The sequence below is a fragment of the Pseudovibrio sp. Tun.PSC04-5.I4 genome, from assembly GCF_900104145.1.
GTDB lineage: Bacteria > Pseudomonadota > Alphaproteobacteria > Rhizobiales > Stappiaceae > Pseudovibrio.
The window spans coordinates 26,858-42,783 of sequence record NZ_FNLB01000003.1 but is presented as its reverse complement, the minus strand read 5'-3'; the positions used below and the strand labels follow the sequence as shown (position 1 = coordinate 42,783).

The 15,926-nt window shown below is 50.5% G+C and carries 11 protein-coding genes and 5 pseudogenes; 2 read left to right on the top strand and 14 right to left on the bottom strand.

Annotation, left to right across the window (positions count from 1 at the left end):
- Positions 1-37 precede the first annotated feature (37 nt).
- From repC to BLS62_RS03590, 9 genes and pseudogenes are all read right to left on the bottom strand, one after another.
- Positions 38-1,132, bottom strand: a complete 1,095-nt coding sequence (gene repC, locus BLS62_RS03635) for a plasmid replication protein RepC (protein WP_093177178.1) — start codon at positions 1,130-1,132, stop codon at positions 38-40.
- Positions 1,133-1,334: 202 nt separating this feature from the next.
- Positions 1,335-2,351 (bottom strand): plasmid partitioning protein RepB, encoded by a 1,017-nt coding sequence (gene repB / locus BLS62_RS03630; protein ID WP_093177175.1) that lies wholly within the window; start codon positions 2,349-2,351, stop codon positions 1,335-1,337.
- Complete coding sequence (locus BLS62_RS03625; protein ID WP_093177172.1) at positions 2,351-3,724, bottom strand: AAA family ATPase; 1,374 nt, start codon at positions 3,722-3,724, stop codon at positions 2,351-2,353. The genes repB and BLS62_RS03625 overlap by 1 nt, the downstream gene beginning before the upstream one ends.
- Positions 3,725-4,867: 1,143 nt before the next feature.
- Entirely contained in the window at positions 4,868-5,521 is a 654-nt protein-coding gene (locus BLS62_RS03620; RefSeq protein WP_093177169.1) for an Abi family protein, read from the bottom strand.
- Positions 5,522-5,612: 91 nt separating this feature from the next.
- Positions 5,613-6,107 carry a helix-turn-helix domain-containing protein gene (locus BLS62_RS03615; RefSeq protein WP_093177166.1) on the bottom strand — a complete coding sequence of 165 codons (495 nt, stop codon included), beginning with the start codon at positions 6,105-6,107 and terminating at the stop codon, positions 5,613-5,615.
- Positions 6,108-6,518: 411 nt separating this feature from the next.
- Positions 6,519-7,904 carry an ISKra4 family transposase gene (locus tag BLS62_RS03610; protein ID WP_093177164.1) on the bottom strand — a complete coding sequence of 462 codons (1,386 nt, stop codon included), beginning with the start codon at positions 7,902-7,904 and terminating at the stop codon, positions 6,519-6,521.
- Positions 7,905-7,919: 15 nt separating this feature from the next.
- A pseudogene (locus BLS62_RS03605) lies at positions 7,920-8,273 on the bottom strand (recombinase family protein); the annotation flags it as partial.
- 38 nt (positions 8,274-8,311) lie between these two features.
- A pseudogene (locus BLS62_RS03600) lies at positions 8,312-9,696 on the bottom strand (IS3 family transposase); the annotation flags it as partial.
- A gap of 179 nt (positions 9,697-9,875) precedes the next feature.
- Positions 9,876-10,106 (bottom strand): annotated as a pseudogene (locus BLS62_RS03590) (recombinase family protein); the annotation flags it as partial.
- Between the two features lie 415 nt (positions 10,107-10,521).
- On the opposite strand from BLS62_RS03590, the gene BLS62_RS03585 reads away from it, so the two are divergent.
- Positions 10,522-12,014, top strand: a protein-coding gene (locus tag BLS62_RS03585; protein WP_093177155.1) for an IS3 family transposase whose coding sequence is annotated in 2 segments (ribosomal slippage) — positions 10,522-10,951 and positions 10,951-12,014 — 1,494 coding nt in all. Because the reading frame shifts where the segments join, the coding sequence is not laid out codon by codon here.
- Here BLS62_RS03585 and BLS62_RS03580 read toward each other — a convergent pair.
- The 4 genes and pseudogenes from BLS62_RS03580 to BLS62_RS03565 form a co-directional block, all read right to left on the bottom strand.
- Entirely contained in the window at positions 11,977-12,498 is a 522-nt protein-coding gene (locus BLS62_RS03580; protein WP_093177152.1) for a plasmid pRiA4b ORF-3 family protein, read from the bottom strand. The genes BLS62_RS03585 and BLS62_RS03580 overlap by 38 nt on opposite strands.
- Positions 12,499-12,604: 106 nt before the next feature.
- Positions 12,605-13,432, bottom strand: coding sequence for an IS21-like element helper ATPase IstB (istB, locus tag BLS62_RS03575; protein WP_093175407.1), 828 nt, complete (start codon positions 13,430-13,432; stop codon positions 12,605-12,607).
- Complete coding sequence (istA, locus tag BLS62_RS03570) at positions 13,429-14,682, bottom strand: IS21 family transposase (protein WP_093176930.1); 1,254 nt, start codon at positions 14,680-14,682, stop codon at positions 13,429-13,431. The genes istB and istA overlap by 4 nt, the downstream gene beginning before the upstream one ends.
- Positions 14,683-14,883: 201 nt before the next feature.
- Positions 14,884-15,114, bottom strand: a pseudogene (locus BLS62_RS03565) (IS110 family transposase); the annotation flags it as partial.
- A 42-nt stretch (positions 15,115-15,156) separates the two neighbouring features.
- Between BLS62_RS03565 and BLS62_RS03560 the strand changes: the two are divergent.
- Positions 15,157-15,531, top strand: coding sequence for a hypothetical protein (locus BLS62_RS03560; RefSeq protein ID WP_143521497.1), 375 nt, complete (start codon positions 15,157-15,159; stop codon positions 15,529-15,531).
- An 85-nt stretch (positions 15,532-15,616) separates the two neighbouring features.
- On the opposite strand, the pseudogene BLS62_RS32040 reads toward BLS62_RS03560, so the two are convergent.
- Positions 15,617-15,736, bottom strand: a pseudogene (locus BLS62_RS32040) (IS5/IS1182 family transposase); the annotation flags it as partial.
- Positions 15,737-15,926 lie beyond the last annotated feature (190 nt).

Sequence of the window (15,926 nt, the reverse complement as noted above, 5' to 3'; positions counted from 1 at the left end):
TTCAGCTACTTACTAAATCTGCGTTTTCACAAAATGTTTAGTGGTTACAGGCTAGACTCCAGACTGTCCTATTGAGATTGAGCTCGCCTAGTCGCGCTTTGGCAACCATGCCATTGAAGTATCCAGCAGGCCTGCTCAATCTGTCTGGTTCGCGAAGTACTTTCTCAACGACCACGGCAAGGCAAGCAGCTGAAAGGTTCAACCCGAGTTCTTGAATTGCTTTTTTCCAAGCGTGTTCGCTTAAGCCTATTGCAACGCGTAGGGTCTCCGCCTCCATCCTCAAATCGTTCCAGCTTCGGATCGGGCGGATAACGTTCTCAACAGCCATTGGCAGCGCACGCGCCAGTGCTTCAATGGAAATTCCGTTCTCTCGGCCTTCCTCCTTTCTAATTCTATTAGAATTCCCAACCGGTTCAACAGGTTCGCCATGCTCAACCTGCTCTATTTCGCATTGGGCAAACTCTATGGCAGTAACGCTCAGCACCTCTTCATAAAGATCCTCAAGGAAATTGGTTTTATTGGAAAGATTTTGAGAAGACTCCATGATCGCGATAGCACGTTGGTGAAGTTCACTCGCCTGAGTATGTTTGCCTTGCTCTAAAAGTTCAGCACAGGCATCGTTGATGGCCCGCGCCAATCCTTTGCTTCTGCGTTTCAAAGCTCGCTCGGCATCGAGTTGAGCTTTGTAGGCTTCAGCTTGCTGTCGCAACTCTGGTAGTCTCTTACATGCTGGAGTGAGATCCAATCCATATGCTTCGCCTTGACTGTTTACAAACCGGCGTCCATTCCCACTATCCCGATAGGCAAGAAATCCAACTTCAACCAGCTTCTTGACGGCACGAATGATGGAACGCTCGCTGCGACAAACATAATTTGCCAGCTTGTTATTTGAAATCGCGACAACAGGAGAACGACCTTCATCCAGATCCTTTTCTTTCACGAGACCTAAGAGAATATCAAGCACGTGATAGGCTGTCCCAGTAACACCCAGGGCAGGGCATACTCGCTTAACGACCTGCGAAAGCGATGACTTGCTGACCTGACCTGAGAGGGGGGAACTAGCAAGCTGCTGGCTTGCCAGCGCCGCAGCATTCAGCTTGCGAAAACTAGGAATTGTCTTTGTGTGTAGCATAGCGCAATCCTCAATATACTCTTAGACGAGCAATCGGAAACGATCAAAACGGCGCACAAAACAAGTCAGCCCCATAGAATTAGGTTGATTCGTTTACATTTCAGCACTAAACTTCAAATTGCTACATATGAGTTGGGTGCTTCACGGCGCTATAATTCTTTTGAAAGGGCTTGCTTAGGCAAGCCCTTTTGCTTTGCCTAAGTCATCGCTCAGTTTCCTTTGATTTTTCGAAGTCCGCTAACAGTTCTTGCATTCGATCTGCCACAAACAAACTAAAATCGCGGCCAGTCTCACCTTGCCAAGAGAACTTTGCACCCGTATTCGACTTGCTGACCGTGACCACACAGGTTCCATCTGATGCTTCAACGGGAGTATTTGCGATTTTCTGCGCAGAGGCTTTTTGCCCCTTTGCTATAGCTTCCATCACCGAGTCAAATTTCTGGTCGGAAGAAGAACCTACCCATGTTGCCCCTGTACTTAAACCTTGAACGATGTTTTTGCATTTCAACGGTTCCGCGCCAAATTGCTTAGCAAGTGTCGTCCATTTAGGTCTGCCAGTCTTAGGAGCAGGCCCGATAGCTCTGATTATCGCTGGCGAAATTGCTCGTGTAACACTTTGGTGTTGCGACAAAGTGGACTTACCTATCCCAAGCGCTTCCATGATCACGCCACTATGATAATCCTTTCGCATTGCCTCAGCAAACATTGCTGTCTCAATGAACGAAAGGTTCTTACGCTCATGATTTTCCTGCCCTTGAGAGATTAATAGCTGTTCATCAGTAAGTTCCTTGACTACCGCGTTCACGGCAATGTCAAGCTCAGCACAGGCACGCCAACGTCTATGCCCATAAGCAATTTGATAAACATCACGGTTTACTGGGTGTGGTCGAACCAAGATAGGCGACTGTTGCCCAACTTTATCAATAGCCTGCTTGAGCGTTTGAAATTCTTCGTCGTTCTCCTCATTCATGCGATCTCGGATGAATGAGGGTTCGCATTTGCTAGGCTCAAGACGTTGAATATCGCGCTTAGACGCACGATGACTTACGACTTCCGCAACGGCTTTACTTAAATCTTCGATCCCGCGTCCCGCGCCCTTTGCAGGGGTTTTTCCGAAAGTTTGCTCTAACGAAGAACGTGTCATAGTGGCAGGCATTTTGGTAGGTTCTTGCATGCCTTTAGCCAAGTTTTCACTAAACATCTTCGACTTCTTAGCCATCAGACACGCCCCCAGCGTTTCAACATAATTTGCTCAATCTCTGAGTTCACATCATCCATTGCGGATTTTGCACGATCATAGGTTTTCGCAGTAAAATCCTTACGATCCGCCTCATAGATAGATTGCTCCGAAAGTCCAGCCTCCGAGATTGCTGATGACTTGACCATTACGTTATCGAGCACACCAGACAAGTAGGCTCGCATCATGTCCGCAATGTTCTTTTCGGTAACATCATACGGGTCATGGCGAGTGATGAGATAGTTTAACGTCCGGCCCACATAGGCTGCATTCAAACCGACGCTTTCCGCTGCCAAACGCAGATCGGATAGGTGCCTGAACAGCGCAGTCAAATATTGTTCCATTGATTTGATATCAAGCCATTCTGGGTGAACTGTAATCAAAAGGTGGTCGGCTGCACCAATCGTGGCTTGGGAAAGGAAGTTAATCGTTGGGCTCGTGTCACAGATAACCACATCATAGTTGTGCTCAATTGGTCCAAGAACCTTTCTCAATCGCTGAAAGTATAGCTTTTTCTCTGTAGCATCTTCCAATGTGATAAGGTGCTGGCTTCGAAAATCTTCCAATTCAGCCAATCGCGCAGCTGGAATTGAATCTTCATCTAGTTCTTCTTCGATTAGCTCAAGCTGCTGGCGAGCGTAGTCCGCATGGTACTTTGCCTCTGTTATGACGCGAGGAGTATCTTGTTCCCATTCAGAAATCCATTGACCACCAAACGCCAAATCGATCCCTTCGAAATATGTAGGCCGAATAACCTGTTCAATCGGACATGGATCTTCATACCGAAGAGCGCTACCTAGCAGATTGTCTTCAGGCTCTAGAACAGGATCGACCCCAAACATCGAACACGCTGACGACTGCTGGTCCAAGTCTAGTACCAGAACGCGATAGCCTTTGAGTGCGAGGTAATGAGCCAGATGTACCGAGGTTGTGGTCTTTGCAGATCCGCCTTTGAAGTTTGCACAGGCGATAATCGAGAGTTCGTCACCCGTTCGTCTACGCGGATTAAACTTGAGCGCCCGAGTTGTTGTTTCCCCGTGCTTTGCACTCAAAAATTGTCGCACGGCATTCAGATCACTGAGTGTATACTGGCGATAACGCCCACTGGCATCTCGCACCAACTCAAGTCCTATTTTATCAGCAAATTGAGCTAGCTGGCTGGTTGACGCCATTCCAAGATACTGAATAGCCTCTTTAGGAGTGAAGTGACGAAGTAATTTTTCTTTATGTGGAGCGCGCGCATGTTCAGCGGTAATCTGCGTAACCCTTTGTAGGTTAGTTAGGTCAGAATAAACTGTGCTCTCCAAACTTCCTTCTGGAAGAAGCATAACTTCGGACTCAATCAATTCTGTCATCGCCAACAACCCTATCGCAGCACCTAGTTTGTATCAAAACAGGCAAAATCAACATTTCGTTGCAAAGTTACGAAAATACCACGTTTAGTCAACATATTATTAGTTAATGCTCGTTAACGAATAATATCAAAAGAGTAACAAAAATGATTATTTTCAATAATTACAATAACTTAACTGCTCGCTGCATACCAAGGCGAGTGGAACGACTAACTCAACAAAACTGTGCAAGGCAAACATAGGCCGATCTCACAACAAGGGATAGAATCGGATACTGTGCAAAAATCTCAGATGAGATTTGCGGTCTGGTTTAGGTTCCTCCCGGACTGCTTCAAACTTAGACGTGTAGCCTTCTAGACTGTGTAGTATTGCTCTTTTTTGGCTGTACATCAGCAGGTTCTAGTGGGTGAAATCGCACAAATTTAGCTGCGATTTTCTGTAATCAAAAGCGTTCTCAGTGGCGTAGCCACTGTCAGATTATGAGTAAAGTATGGCTCGCTAGAGCCTTGCAACATTTTGTTAATTACAAGAGATTCTAAGTGTGTTGGTGTTGTATTAAGTATGTGACTGTCATTTTTGTCACCCTTGGATGACATTTTTTGTTTTAAGACAAGCAGTGCAGGGTAAACCTAAACGTACTATCCTGCACTGAGCCGGACTTAACCCCATTAAGGCCCAGTCGGAAGGTTTGTGCGTACGATCCCGCTAAGGGAGAACAAATGAGAAACCTTGCTGCTGGTCTAAATTCTCTTAAAGGTCTAACGTCAGTTTTAGGACGGAGAACGTAAAAAGACAGGTTTAGAGACACAATAACGGGTCATTTTGACACTTGGCAAGGCTCGGCGGCTTATGCCTCTATAACGGTCGATTTTGAGACAGGTAGAGTTGCCTGCCCAAGATCATAAATTGGCTTAAAATGCCTCGTCTTTGCAACCTGTTGTTCGGCAACAGTTTTATTGCGTGGTCCTATATCATTGTTCGCTATACGTACGTTCCTCCTTAACTGGATTCTACGCACAAACCTTCCGATGGGGCCTACAGCGAAAAGCATGGTCTGACGCCGTGGCATGTCACGTAATGCGATTATTTCTTATTGGTGCTCTAGAGGGGTCGAAAGCGAGTAATGGGAACCTCTAGCTCGTAGCTTCACTTGATAAGCTCAATTCGCTGGGTAGGATAAACAGCATTAAAACGGCAGTGGTCGTTGCACCAGTCATGGGCGGCAGGAGAAAGCCAGAGAATAATATTCTGTATGTTGCTGTGATGCTTTCTCAAGTTCCAAGCGATTATAGGTTCGTGGTGAGCAATGCGATTGCGTAGTACCCGGATCGGAGTAAGGGGAGAAGACAAATCCTTACGACGAAGACCTTTGCCATCAGCTTTTTTTGCAATTTTATGAAGCCCTTGATTCCAGAGGGCGTCATGACTTGGACCTAACATGGCGGTCCAAAAACTGAAAGTAAGCTCAGCTACAACTCTGTCAGGAGTTTCCTCTTTTTTGCTCTCTTTTATATCCTCTCGAGCACTAGCTATTTGTTCTTGATGGCGAGCATTCAAAATCAATCTTTCATCAAAGATCCATCTATTATTATATAAGTCTGTCATTACTGTATGAATACGATTACGTAACGACACTTCCAACATCTGCAGAGATGGATAAAAAGCTTCCGAGATCCGAGTATTAAGAGAATACAACAAGATTGCCTTCTCTCTATCACCACCTGCCCACTCTAGGTAACGACCGAACCTCTCCAGTGACAAAGCAGTCTCAAACCCTTGATATTGCAGCACTTCACACATTGCCTTGATTATTTTCCCTACCTAGCGTATATAAGTGTTGTACACCCCGGTACCGTCTCTGCTTATGCACGCGGCCGGGGTAAATTATTTTTCAACTACTTTTGCGCTTACCTTTTGGCGTTTCAAGTTCTTCCTTCTTAGCCTTTCTCTCGTCTCTTTCTTTTGTGAACTCTGGCTCGAAGCTCTTCACCTTTTCGACTAGCCCATCGAGATGATAGATATTGCTACCCCAATCACCTGCCGCTGTTTTTTGTTGCTCGCGCCTAATCAATCCAGCAACTTCCAAAGCCCTAATATTGTTTTGAATTGTCTTTGGTGTAACGCCAATTCTGTCAGCAAGCTCTTTTTTTCGCGGAAATGGCTTGCGTCGCGGATCATGCCAATAGTTCAACAGCTGAAGAATTATGTTCATCTGGGTAGGGTTCAGCCCCAAACGCTGTTGGCACCTAATAAGGATTGAGGGTACGCCCGCATATCCATGGGAACACACATCCTTCCCCCAGATCCTCTCTGTGGATGATTGCTTTTTACTCTTCGTACCTGCAGTTCCAGTAAAAGGAATTACTTCCTTGTTTGCTTGTGTCATTGCAACCTCGCTTTCAACTTAACAGTAGGTGGATCACGAGGTTCAAACAAGTTCGCTAGGGCGTCATGGTGGGGCAACATTTTTCCCTACCTGTATATTCGTTCATTCCGCTACTTAGAAGATACGGTACTTCGATATACGTTACTTAGATGGTCATTCATCACCCCTAGCTCAGGAAAACTATTTCCCTACTCCTGGGTAACCAATTTTCCCCGCCTTCACGTGAAAAAAGAAGTCAGTCAGCTTCTTAAACCACAGTCTACATGGGGTCTGTTGAGGATACGTGTAAAATATACTCACATGACCGTATCCTATTGACCTACCGACATTAATTCGAGTGGGGTTAACATCCTCATTCAGCTATGTGCCCATAGGGCCTAGGGTGGGAGAGTACAACAAAGCGTGGGGCAATTAGGCTGCCATTTTGGCTTCCCCGTCTGGTTTCATGCCGGGATACCATTGCAGGAACTTTGTGCGCAGTGTGCCATCCAGCGTGCGTGTCCGGGTTTGCAGCATGAGATGAGCACCGGTTTTTGACCAGCGCATCTGCTGGCGTTTGCAAAACCGCTTACCGACAACGGTATTGACAGTGCTTTCGACAAAGCCGGTAGAAACACGTTCGCCGTAACGTCGTCGTTCTGCATAGTTCGGGATCATCCAGGCGGTGTTGGCTATGTAAGTCTGGAATTCGGCTGCTGCTTTTCGTAGGGCCTTAATGCTGGCGTATTCCGTTTCGATTTCGTCAAGGTCCATGACCAAATCATCTATGGCCGCCTGCCCATCATGCAGATTGCCATTCCATAGATACCCTTTGATCTGACGAAGCGCACTGGCCATCTCCCCGGCCTCATTCGAGTTCAGATGGGCAAGGCCTTTGACATATTGCCCCATCACGGTGATGCGCATCGTGACATGGAACCAGTCCAGAAGATGTTCACACGCAGGGGCCATATTACGGGCAATATTGATGACAGTTTCGCCGCCATCGGTCATAAATGTGACTTGCTGATTTTCTTGCCAACCCTGTTCTTTCAGGACTTCATGCAATCGCCGTTTTGGTTTTTCATCATGGCTTTGCACAAGGCCAAGGTAACGATCTGGTTGGTCTGTGGGGATGGATTTGCCAACCATGACCTCAAAATGAGATTGGCCCTTTTCGCGCGATCGCACATATCCGCCATCGATGCCAACCGTGATCGGGCCTTCCGGGTTTGGCAGGTGTTCCCGATCAAAGGCACAGGTTTCGATAAAACTGTACCGCTCGTCGGCCAACTCAGCCTCCATGCGGCTTGCAACACGCCCTAAATGCCTGCGTACGGTTTCTGCATTCAGACGCTTCCCGATTGGCAGTACGTCTTTAAGCAAATCTACTGTGATGCCATATGAGACCAGCGAGGCCCATTTTGTTTCCAGCCAGAGCATTTCCGGCGCGACATGATCGGGCAGTAGTTCTGTCAGTGGGCTGAAGGTCTGGGCAGACCCTGGCTGGCATCCGCAATGATTGAGGCGTGGGCTGTTTATGGTGATATCGCCAAAGACGGTTCGATATTGAATACGCTTGCTGCCTTTTCGCCTAAGTCTAGCTGCACAACTTGGGCAAGTTGAACGTGCAGCGCAAAACGCCGCTGTTTGGGCCGCAACAATTTCCCGTTGCAGTTTCACCAAAAGCTCCTTGCTTTCCTCAATGGTCAGTCCGATTTCGGCGGCGTCTACATGCCCCTTTTCAAAAGCGGCAATGTTAAATTCATGTATCTCCCCATCTGGGGCGGTAATCGCTATCTTTACCTGAATGTCCATCTCTACTCGCCCTTCTTACCCGGCAGCATCCCGAGCTCTCATGACAGTTTGCCGGCTGGTCTTTATGTCCCGTGCGATAGCAGAGATGCTCTCTCCATTGGCCAGCCTTTGGCGTACGATGTCTTGTTGTTCACCAGACAGAGCGGGTGGGCGTCCCAGAGTCTTCCCTTCTGATTTTGCGCGCGCCAAACCAGCCTGTGTCCGCTCGATCAAAAGGTCGCGCTCAAACTGGGCGACTACGTTGATCACACCCATGGTGAGCTTTCCGGCGGAACTCGTCAGATCCACTCCACCCAGAGCAAGGCAGTGAACGCGAATGCCAAGTTGCTCAAGCCGTGCCACAGTGCTGGACACATCAATGGCATCGCGGAACGTGTCAACGACTTTGAGACAGTGGCATTTGGACTTTAAGCTTGATTTTCTTTCTCTGGCTTTGGTGGATTGATCCAGACGGCCGTCGGGATTTGAGGTGGTTTTGGCGGTTTTAGTACGAAGCGCTCGGGTGTACTGATGAACGCAGCCTCGAGAGTTGCTTGGCGTGCGGCATAGACAGCCTCGGCCTGTCCAAAGTGGACCTGATCAGGGGTCATGAGTCCGATGCCTGCATGATGGTGTTGTTCGTTGTACCATGCAAAGAATCTGCGGCAAAAGTCGCGAGCTTGCTCGATGGTTTCAAACTTCCTGGGGAATTCGGGCTGATATTTCAGCGTCTTGAAGTGGGCCTCTGAGAACGGGTTGTCGTTTGAGGTATGGGGTCGGCTGTGGGATTTGAGCACACCAAGATCCACCAGCATCAGAGCCGTTGTCTTTGCCTTCATTGGCCCGCCACGATCGGCATGCAATGTCAACTGATCGCGTGGAACAGCATGCTTTCCCATCGCATCCATGAACAGTTCCTTGAACTGGCTGGCGCTTTCGGCCTGCTCAATGCGCCAGCCAACAACACGGCGGCTGAAGATGTCCAAGATGACATAGAGATAGAAGTAAGACCATTTCACCGGGCCCATCAGCTTGGTAATATCCCAAGACCAGACCTGATTGGGAGCTTCGGCTAGAAGTTCCGGCTTTTGATAGACAGGGTGCGTGCGCTGACGGCGACGCTCAATGACTTCGCCCTGAGCGGCCAGTATCCGATACATCGTGCGGATCGAACAGAGGTAGGTGCCTTCATCCAGCAAAGTGGCGAATACCTCGGTGGGGGTCTGGTCGGTAAACCTGGGCCCACACAGATGGTCCAGTACCCGAGCCCGTTCATTTTCCGGCAAGGCACGCGCTGAGGGGGGACGTGGCTTTACCGCGCGTGGCGGAGCAGCCAATGTAGCGCGATGGCGAAAAACGCTTGCCCGCGACAAAGAGAGCGCGGAGCAAACGGCTGAGGTCAGGCCGCTGCCTGAGGGCAGAGCAATCGCGACGGCCATCATGACTTGCCGCTGCGCTCTGGCGTCTGCTCCATCTCGTCCAACAATGTCGCCACTTTTTTTTGGATTGCAAGGATGGCTTCCGCCTGGTCCAGACGCCGCCGTAGTGCTGAAACTTCACGGTTAGCCTTGGACAGTTCGGCCTGTAATGGGTTGGCGGGTGCTTTTTGTGGGCCACGTTGACGCGGCTGCAATGATCCCAATGAGCCTGCAGCGCGCGCCCGACGCCAATCCGTTAGCGCAGAAGAATAAAGCCCTTCGCGCCGTAGAATGGCTGTAACACCACCTGTGTCTGCTGCTTGGTCCGTCTCGTCCAGAATGCGCAGTTTGTATTTGGCTGTGAAACTTCTCCGCTTAGGGATAGCGGTCAACTCGGCTGTAGGCTGCACTGGCGCTGTCACCATGCGGGTTGGCGGTGGCGGGGGCACAATATCATCAGGTCCAGTATCGGGTGAAAGCGGTGTCTGTGAAGGCATAACCATGGGTTCGTTCTCCTACGCCATCAAGTGTAAACTTTGGCCAGTGGAATGTCTCACACTTATTGGCACGGAGGGTCGCGACCAAGCCGATCAAGCTTGGTGACAATAAGCACATCCCCCTGTTCCAGCTTCTCCAGCAAACTGGCGAAACCTTTGCGTAGCGCAATGGATACAGACCCGGAGATAGTTTCTGTAACAATGCGGTGTGGTTCGACCTTGAACCCAGCCGCTTCAATCTCCGCGACTTGGTTTTGTGTTTCTTGGTCGGAGGTCGACACCCTAGCGTAGGCAAATATTCTGGACATATCGGCTCAGTGCACTGTAAAGAAATAGGTGTCCGTAATGTTACCTGTGTCCTATACCCCGTCAAGCTAAGTTTTGAACAGAGCCCCGCGACTTGTTCAAAATCGCTCGATTCTGGACAGGTCAGATCAACTGCTGGTGCATCAACTCCCGATGTCGTCCCTCCCGAAAATAAGCATTCAACTGTTTGCGTGAAAAACGCCAGGATGTGAAAGGCTCCCGGCTGTTCACTCGGTCTACGGCAAACTGCAGTTCCTCCAAGTCCAGGTCACTCAGACTTCGTTCCGTGTCACGACAGTCTAGAAGGTCTTTCGCAAAGCCAGATAAGATGTCCAAGTCTCGCCACCCTCCGTGCCAATAAGCGTGAGACATTCCACTGGCCAAAGTTTACACTTGATGGCGTAGGAGAACGACCCCATGGTTATGCCTTCACAGACACCGCTTTCAGCCGATACTGGGCCTGATGATATTGTGCCCACGCCACCGCCAGCCCGCATGGTGGCAGCGCCAGTGCAGCCTACAGCCGAGCTGACTGCGATCCCTAAACGCAGGAGTTTCACAGCCAAATACAAACTACGCATTCTGGATGAGACGGACCAAGCAGCAGACACAGGTGGTGTTACAGCCATACTACGGCGCGAAGGGCTTTATTCTTCTGCGCTAACGGATTGGCGTCGGGCGCGCGCTGCAGGCTCATTGGGAGCATTGCAGCCGCGTCACCGTGGCCCACAAAAAGCACCCGCCAACCCATTACAGGCCGAACTGGCCAAGGCTAACCGTGAAGTTACAGCACTACGGCGGCGTCTGGACCAGGCGGAAGCCATCCTTGCAATCCAAAAAAAAGTGGCGACATTGTTGGACGAGATGGAGCAGACGCCAGAGCGCAGCGGCAAGTCATGATGGCCGTCGCGATTGCTCTGCCCTCAGGCAGCGGCCTGACCTCCGCTGTTTGCTCCGCGCTCTCGTTGTCGCGGGCAAGCGTTCTTCGCCATCGCGCTACATTGGCTGCTCCGCCACGCGCGGTAAAGCCACGCCCCCCTTCAGCGCGTGCCTTGCCGGAAAATGAACGGACTCGGGTACTAGATCATCTGCGTGGGCCCAGGTTTGCCGACCAGACCCCCACCGAGGTATTCGCCACTTTACTGGATGAAGGCACCTACTTGTGTTCGATCCGCACGATGTATCGGATATTGGCCGCTCAGGGCGAAGTCATTGAGCGTCGCCGTCAGCGCACGCACCCTGTCTATCAAAAGCCGGAACTTCTAGCCGAAGCTCCCAATCAGGTCTGGTCTTGGGATATTACCAAGCTGATGGGCCCAGTGAAATGGTCTTACTTCTATCTCTATGTCATCTTGGACATCTTCAGCCGCCGTGTTGTTGGCTGGCGCATTGAGCAGGCCGAAAGCGCCAGCCAGTTCAAGGAACTGTTCATGGATGCAATGGAAAAGCATGCTGTGCAACGCGATCAACTGACATTACATGCCGATCGTGGCGGGCCAATGAAGGCAAAGACAACTGCCCTGATGCTGGTGGATCTTGGTGTGCTTAAATCCCACAGCCGACCCCATACCTCAAACGACAACCCGTTCTCAGAGGCCCACTTCAAGACGCTAAAATATCAGCCCGAATTTCCCAAGAAGTTTGAAGCCATCGAGCAAGCCCGCCACTTTTGTCGCAGATTCTTTGCATGGTACAACGAGCAACACCATCATGCAGGCATCGGACTCATGACCCCTGATCAGGTTCACTTTGGACAGGCCGAGGCAGTCTATGCCGCACGCCAAGCAACCCTCGAGGCTGCGTTCATCAGTACACCCGAGCGCTTCGTACTAAAACAGCCAAAACCACCTCAAATCCCGACGGCCGTCTGGATCAATCCACCAAAGTCAGAGAAAGAAAATCAAGCTTAAAGTCCAAATGCCACTGTCTCAAAGTCGTTGACACGTTCCGCCACGCGTCATAGCCATTGGCCTCATCCCGGCGCACTAGAAACCCGCTCGCTCCTCCACAATCCTCCGGTGGGCAAGCGCCTGTTCCACCGGTGCAAATTGGATAGAACTTCTTGGGATCAGTATCCAATAAGCTTTCAACACGGACTTCGTGTCGCCAGTAACTTCCCATATCGTAGATGTAGAAAAACCGGTCATTCCGGCGAAATCCGAAGTCGCACAGCGAATTATCCGGGCGCGCCATATGTAGTTCCCAAGAACCATAGTCGACGGCCCGAATATCAAACTGAAACAGATGAATGCCATCCCACCCCATCACCACCTGTAAAATCCCGTGCAACTCGTGCAGGGTGGTCGATGATGAAACAAGGATCCGGCGCCAGATCATCGGGCTGATCCCTAAAAGGCGGATTTTGAGCTGGATAATTTCCCCGAGTGAAGCCATCCTAACGCCGTCGCATCAATGTGTCAATGCTGAGTCAAATTTCCCCACATGTGCTGGACGGAAAGTCCTCAGTTTGAGTATTTGGTGACCAGCCTTTTCTGTGGGTCTAACTCTCCTTTTTGGGTGGCCTGCCGCGTCGTTTTGGTGGTGGAGGTGGAGCTATTGAAGCGTTAGCCCGTACGTGCTCTGGCATGAGGTCCGCATGGCTGCGCAACCGATAACTAGCACCTTCGATCTGGATGACGACGGCATGATGCAAAAGCCGATCGAGAAGGGCTGTGGCAATAACGCGATCACCAAAGATCTCCCCCCATTCCGCAAAGCCACGGTTTGAGGTGAGGATCATGGATCCCTTTTCATATTTGGCATTGACGAGCTGGAAGAACAAGTTTGCTCCCCCATTGGTAATTGGCAGATAACCGATTTCATCGACGATTAGCAGTGAAGTTCGTGCAAAGAAGCGTAGTTTCTCAGTCAACCGCCCTTCTTTTTCAGCTTTTGCCAAGGCTTCGATGAGGTGAGCTAAAGCAATGCGATACACCCGTTTACCCGCTTTAACGGCTGCAACCCCAAGAGCAGTTGCCAGATGGCTCTTTCCTGTACCAGGTGGACCGAGAAAGTGTACCACTTCATTGCGAGTGATGAACTCCAGTTCGGCTAGAGCCATGATGCGATCCCTGTCCAGCGAGGGCTGGAAGGTAAAGTCGAAGCTTTCCAGTGTTTTTATCGGAGTAAGCCGCGCTGTCGTCAGGGCGACGCCGATACGGCGGCCCTCGCGTGTTGAATATTCTTCATTGAGCAGAGAATCCAGGGCCTCCAGTGCCGTGAGTTCCCCTTGTTCCAATTGGCTCAGCGTGTGGTCGAGCACCTCTAAAGCCCGCGGCATTTTTAAGCCTACCAGTGAAGACTGAATGCGTTTACTGAGCGAACTCATGGCTTACCTCCAGTACTGGCAAGTCGTTGGCCTACCGCTTCATAGAACTCCAGTGGGCGTTGGTTTACACCGCTGTGTTTGGTTGGCTCCGCAGCCAGACGACGGCGCTGTGTTGCCCGTGGAGGAGCCTTGCGATGGCATGGATCAACCCGGCGCTGGTTCTTTCCCTCCATGACCGGATGGGTGGCGATGAGCTGACCGTTTTCATAGATGCGCACCTCTTGCGGGTGATGCTGGACTTCGACCATCCGTTTCTTAACGGTGTCCGGCACTGAATAAAGATTACCTCCAACGGAGACCATGCCATCACGCGTGACCCGCCGCTCCACCAGTAAAACAGCATCATAAGGGTGCGCTGGCAAAGGGATCAGAGCGGGCTGTTCCTCTCCAAAGACCTCGCCCACCACACGGTTGGTGGTGGCATGAACACGGGCATTGGCAATTTCCTTGCACCAGCGTGTGAACTGGGCATTAAGATCGTCCAGATCGCGGAACGTACGACCAAGGAAGAAATCCTGCCGGATGTAACGAAATGGCCGCTCCACCTTGCCCTTGGTTTTGGCCCGGTAGGGCTGGCAGGCATCCGGCTGAGCGCCATAATGGTCCAGAAGAGCGACAAGAGCAGGATTAAAAAGAACAGTGCCATCTGGCTCCTCTCCCAGAACGGCTGTCTTCATGCGATCATACAGGACTTCCAGTGTCGCTCCGCCGAAGACCTCAAAGGCCGCGATATGACAACGCAGGACTGTCTCTAGTTTTTGATTGGCACAATAGCGCCCCCACAAAAACCGTGAATTACTCAGCACCATTGAAAACAAAAAGACTTTTCGCACCACATCTGGTTCACTGGTGAACTCCACCTGAAACTCAGCAAAATCTACCTGTGCCTGCTGGCCTGGTGCTGTCTCAAAGCGCCGTTCAAATGCATGCGGAGGAGCTGGACGGATCAGGCGAAGATATTCCGTTACAGTGGAGTAACCGCCCTTAAACCCCAGTGTCTTCAGCTCACGAAGCAAGCGCCGGGCAGATAGACCGGGAAACCGCTCCAGTCGCTCAAGTAAATAGCCTTTGTATTCCTCCAGTACACGCCCGTCACGCTGGCGGGGGCCGTAGACAGGAGCTTCAAGGCCTTGGTGTAAGTATTTGCTGACCGTCTTTCTATCCAGCCCGGCTTTGCGCGCTATGGCACTTACAGACAGTCCCTGCTGCTTCAAATTATGGATCATTACGATCTTCCCTAGATTGACCACTCCTCCACACCCCTTCTTTCCAACAGGAACGTAGAGGAGAGTTTGGCCAACTTTTGTTTGAAGGGGCATGCCCCTTCAAACAAAAGTCAAAGCTGAAAAAGTGGGGAATTTTCAACCAGCGCTTTTGGGGAGAATACATCCAGCACTGACACAATGGCCTAAAACAGCAAATACCCCACGCTTTGTGGTGCTCTCCTAGACAGGTGGAATTAATTTCACTTCATGTCCGAGCTTGGCTATCTCCCGGCCCCAGAAGTGAGCAGTCGCGCACGCTTCCATTGCCACTGTGCATTTATCCCATTTTGAAAGAAATTCGAGAACTCTGCTGCGGCTAAGCTTTTTCCGGAAAATGACGGTTCCGTCCCTCCCAGCACCGTGCAAATGAAAAACTGTTTTAGCCAGATCAATCCCGATAAAATGAACCTCACCCATGAGATCCCCCTTCCTTGCTGACGTCATCAACATCACTATGGCATGCTTAGATGCCCGGTAGAGGGAGCATCCACTCCATCAGCTATGTGCCCATTGGGCCATGACGGTGTCGAGGTCATCATACCGCCGCCCAAAACAGCCGTCCCCAGCCCTGAGGCTGAGACTGTTCCCACTGCTCGTGATCGAGATATATTGGCCATTGAGAAACATGGCAGAATGGGGTGGCAGAAGCAAACCGGCTACGGGCGGCGCTCAAGAGGCGAGACCTTGATGGGGCGATATAAACAGATATTCGGGACCGCGTTGAGGTCCCGTGAGTTTGAAAACCAGAAGACGGAAGCCAGGATCAATGTCTCCGTCCTCAACACAATGGCCGCCCTCGGACGTGCGACGTTTGAGCGGATCATCGCGACCTGAGTTAAGCGGGTAAGGGCAAGCTGTAAGCTAAAGTAGAGTTCTGCAACAACGCCGGTGCAAACCAAGCCTTGGCAGCGCTCTCTTCAATCCAAACCGTAACATCGCCGCGACGACGCAAGCTTTCATTATATTTCGACCAGTTCGTCACTTTGTATTTGGCTTTGGCAAACTTATGTCGGCGATCAGCATTGGCTTTAAACGGCATGAAGTGAATCTTCATTGAAGGAAATATCAGCCGGAATATACGCCTGAAGCGTATTTATGCAACAGCGCCGGCCAGGCCCGTTAGTTCCAAGAAATCTCCCCTTCGAAATTCCTTTGTGACCGGTTTTTACATGTATCCTCAACCCACCCCATCAACGATCACAAAATCAACCGCCTCCACGAGCTCATGC

Coding starts and splice junctions, on each gene's coding strand:
- repC (WP_093177178.1), bottom strand. CDS start 1,132: ATGCTACACACAAAGACAATTCCTAGTTTTCGCAAGCTGAATGCTGCG.
- repB (WP_093177175.1), bottom strand. CDS start 2,351: ATGGCTAAGAAGTCGAAGATGTTTAGTGAAAACTTGGCTAAAGGCATG.
- BLS62_RS03625 (WP_093177172.1), bottom strand. CDS start 3,724: ATGACAGAATTGATTGAGTCCGAAGTTATGCTTCTTCCAGAAGGAAGT.
- BLS62_RS03620 (WP_093177169.1), bottom strand. CDS start 5,521: ATGTGTGAAGTGCTGCAATATCAAGGGTTTGAGACTGCTTTGTCACTG.
- BLS62_RS03615 (WP_093177166.1), bottom strand. CDS start 6,107: ATGACACAAGCAAACAAGGAAGTAATTCCTTTTACTGGAACTGCAGGT.
- BLS62_RS03610 (WP_093177164.1), bottom strand. CDS start 7,904: ATGGACATTCAGGTAAAGATAGCGATTACCGCCCCAGATGGGGAGATA.
- BLS62_RS03580 (WP_093177152.1), bottom strand. CDS start 12,498: ATGGCTTCACTCGGGGAAATTATCCAGCTCAAAATCCGCCTTTTAGGG.
- istB (WP_093175407.1), bottom strand. CDS start 13,432: ATGAGTTCGCTCAGTAAACGCATTCAGTCTTCACTGGTAGGCTTAAAA.
- BLS62_RS03560 (WP_143521497.1), top strand. CDS start 15,157: ATGCTTAGATGCCCGGTAGAGGGAGCATCCACTCCATCAGCTATGTGC.